We start from the raw sequence: 3,219 nt of genomic DNA, 5'->3' as shown, positions 1-3,219 counted from the left end.
CTCGAGATCGATCGCGGGATGCTGCTGAAGGATACGATCGCCGACCCCGCGCTCGAATTCAAGCGTGCCGGAACCCGCGTGACGGCTTCTCCCGCACACCGCGCAGGAAGGCGTGCGGTGTCCGCGTGAAGCGGTACGCATGCGCGACATTTGCCAACTGACCGAACCGGAAGCGATCATGCCCAGTTTCGACTCCACATTCCCGAGCCAGGGCGAATACTGCGCCGGAACGCTCATGCTGCCGGACACGAGCGACAAGCCGCCCGTGATCGTGATGGGGCACGGCTTCGGCGCGATCCGTGCAGCGGGTCTGCCAGCATTCGCACGACGCTTCGTGGCCGAAGGGTACGCGGTGTACCTGTTCGACTATCGCAATTTCGGCGATAGCGAAGGCATGCCGCGGCATTGGGTCAGCCCACGCCGGCACCTCGCCGACTGGGCTGCGGCAGTCCGGCATGTGCGGACGCTTTCCAGCGTCGATACCGCGTGTATCGTCCTGTGGGGCACGTCGTTCTCGGGCGGGCACGTAATCGAAACGGCCGCGAACGATCACGGAATTCACGCGGTAATCGCCCAGGTTCCGCACGTGAGTGGTGTCGCGAGTCTGTGCCAGGTGCCGGCGCGCGTGACCCTTCGCCTGGCGATCGCGGCACTGTTCGACCAGGGCGGCCGGCTGTTCGGCCGTCCGCACTACAGCCGGATCGTCGGACATCCCGGCGACACGGCGGCGCTCACGAGTGCCGGGTGCCGGGAAGGTTATGCACGATTGCTTCCGGCCGGAGTGCGCTGGGAGAACAAGGTGCTGTCCCGAATCTTTCTGGAGATTCCGCTGTACAGCCCGGTGCGCTCCGCGCGCCGGGTAAAGGCGCCGACGCTCATCGTCGCTGGCCGACGCGACACGATCACGCCGGCCGCAGCGGCCTGGCGTGCGGCGACGCGCATTCCGGACTGCGAATTTCACCTCATGGATGGCGACCACTTCGAACTGCATCTCGAAGACGAAGCAGTGTGCCTGCAGAATATCGCCCTGTAGTTGGCATTCCTGAAAAAAAATCTCGGCGTCAACCGACCTGACCAGGCGGTGGCCACCAGACATGGGCGCGCCGACGCGATTCACTAGAACGGGTAATAGAATGAGCGGGAACTTGATGATCTACGGTTCATACGGCTACACGGGTGAACTGGTTGTGCGCGAAGCAGTGCGCCGGGGCATGCACCCGATCATCGCGGGGCGGGATGGCAAGAAGCTCAAGCCATTGGCGGACGAGTTCGGTCTCGAATCGCGGGCGTTCGCGGTTGCCGACGCGAAAACGAACCTCGAAGATGTCGCTGTCGTGCTGAACTGCGCGGGGCCGTTTTCCACGACGGCCCGCGCATTCGTGGACGCCTGCATCGGCGAGCGCGTGCATTACGTGGATATCACCGGCGAAATCCCGGTTTTCCAGTTCTGCCATGCGCAGGATGCGCGCGCAGTCGACGTGGGAATCGTGCTCTGCCCCGGCGCGGGGTTCGATATCGTCCCCACCGATAGCCTTGCTGCGGCGCTGAAGTCGCGGATGCCCGACGCGACGCGGATCGACCTCGCCTTTTCGTTCGGAACGAAGCCCAGCATCGGAACTGCGATGACGATCCTGGAGTCCGCCGCAAGCGGCGGACTCGTCCGGCGGAATCATCGCCTCGTTTCGGTGCCGAATGCCTGGCGTATCAGACGCATTCCGTTTCCCGGCGGCGCACGTTGGGGTGTGTCGATTCCGTGGGGCGATGTGTTTACCGCGGGTGTATCGACCGGCGTACCGGACGGGCTCGTTTACTGCACATTGCCGCTCGCGCTCGGACTGGCGATGCGGCTCACCAACTTCATGCGCGGGCTATTTGCCGTTCCCTCCGTACACCGGGCACTCGACCGGCTCGCACGGCAGCGCTTTGCCGGCGGTCCGGACGCGGGCGCGCGTGACATCCAGCGAACGGAGTTCTGGGCACAGGCGACGAACGTGCAAGGCACGACGGTGACGATAAAAATGTCGGCGCCTAACGTCTACGCGATGACGGCGGACACGGCGCTGGCCATTGCCGACCGCTGTCTGACTGACCCGGGACCGGGAGGCTACAGGACACCGTCGATGCTGATGGGCAGCGCGTTCTTTCCACAACGTTCGGGCTTTGAGGTGTCGTACGCGTGACACTCCGGACAAAGGTCTAAAAAATGACGACTTATGCACAGCAGCAAAACTGGAGAGACATTCAGCGCTTTCTGCCCCTCGAGTTTCAGCTACGGGGAGAACAGGAGCCGCAGGAGGAATGGTGGTCATGGCGTGGGCATCGCATCCATCTCGATTGCTATCGCAATGTCGAAGCGCCGTTGAAGGTGATTCTCTTCCATGGAGTCGGAACGAACGGCCGGCAGATGTCGACGATTCTCGGCGCTCCTCTTGCCCGCAGAGGCTTTGAAACCATCGCGATCGACATGCCGGAGTACGGCTTGACACAAGTCGGACGCGGCAGGCCGGTCCGGTACGACGATTGGGTACAGGCCGGAAGTGACCTCATCGACGCAGAGCTGGCGAGAGACGATCGGCCAATCGTGCTTTACGGACTGAGTGCGGGTGGCATGGAGACGTATCACGTCGCGGCGAAGAACCGGAAAGTCAGGGGTATTGTCGGCATGACTTTTCTCGATCAACGCATCCAGCAGGTTCGCGACGAGACGGCGTACAACCGGTTCATGAGCCGTGTCGGCGGCCCGCTTGCGGCGCTGACCGCACGCACGCCGTTCGCCGGGCTGCGCATGCCGATGTCCGTAGCGAGCAAGATGTACACGCTCGTCAACGACCCGGCTGCGCTGAAGGCCTGCATGGCGGACAAAACGTCGGCGGGAAAGTGGGTGACTATGAGTTTTCTGGCCAGCTACACGGGTTATCAGCCAGCGATCGAACCGGAAGATTTCGCCGTATGCCCGATCCTGCTAACGCAGCCCGCGCAGGATCGCTGGACACCCTTGCATCTGAGCCAGGTGTTCCTGCAGAGAATCAGGCACGTTCCTGTCACGGTGATGATGCTGGAAAACGCTGGGCACTACCCGCTGGAACAGCCCGGCCTCAATCAGATGGTCACCGCAGTCCATGACTTCTGCGTTGAGGTGACGTGCTCGTGATCGCGACTGGATGTCTCTGCTTGCCCGGGAGCGGCCGTTGACTACCGGACGAATCGAACGGCAGTTGA

At 62.8% G+C, this 3,219-nt stretch carries 3 protein-coding genes; all 3 read left to right on the top strand.

Going from position 1 to position 3,219, the window contains the following annotated elements:
• Window positions 1–178 precede the first annotated feature (178 nt).
• The 3 genes from NCR39_RS29470 (at window position 179) to NCR39_RS29460 (ending at window position 3,151) form a co-directional block, all read left to right on the top strand.
• Window positions 179–1,033, top strand: a complete 855-nt coding sequence (locus NCR39_RS29470) for an alpha/beta hydrolase (RefSeq protein ID WP_250456316.1) — start codon at window positions 179–181, stop codon at window positions 1,031–1,033.
• A gap of 115 nt (window positions 1,034–1,148) precedes the next feature.
• A complete protein-coding gene (locus NCR39_RS29465) occupies window positions 1,149–2,180 on the top strand; it encodes a saccharopine dehydrogenase family protein (protein WP_250456317.1) in 1,032 nt (343 codons plus the stop codon).
• 23 nt (window positions 2,181–2,203) lie between these two features.
• Window positions 2,204–3,151 (top strand): alpha/beta hydrolase, encoded by a 948-nt coding sequence (locus tag NCR39_RS29460; protein WP_250456315.1) that lies wholly within the window; start codon window positions 2,204–2,206, stop codon window positions 3,149–3,151.
• The last annotated feature ends 68 nt before the right edge of the window (window positions 3,152–3,219 follow it).

It is taken from the genome of Caballeronia sp. ATUFL_M2_KS44 (assembly GCF_023630965.1).
Classification (GTDB): Bacteria; Pseudomonadota; Gammaproteobacteria; order Burkholderiales; family Burkholderiaceae; genus Caballeronia; species Caballeronia concitans.
Note: the sequence above shows the minus strand (reverse complement) of the source record. Positions and strands in the feature narration are given on the sequence as shown.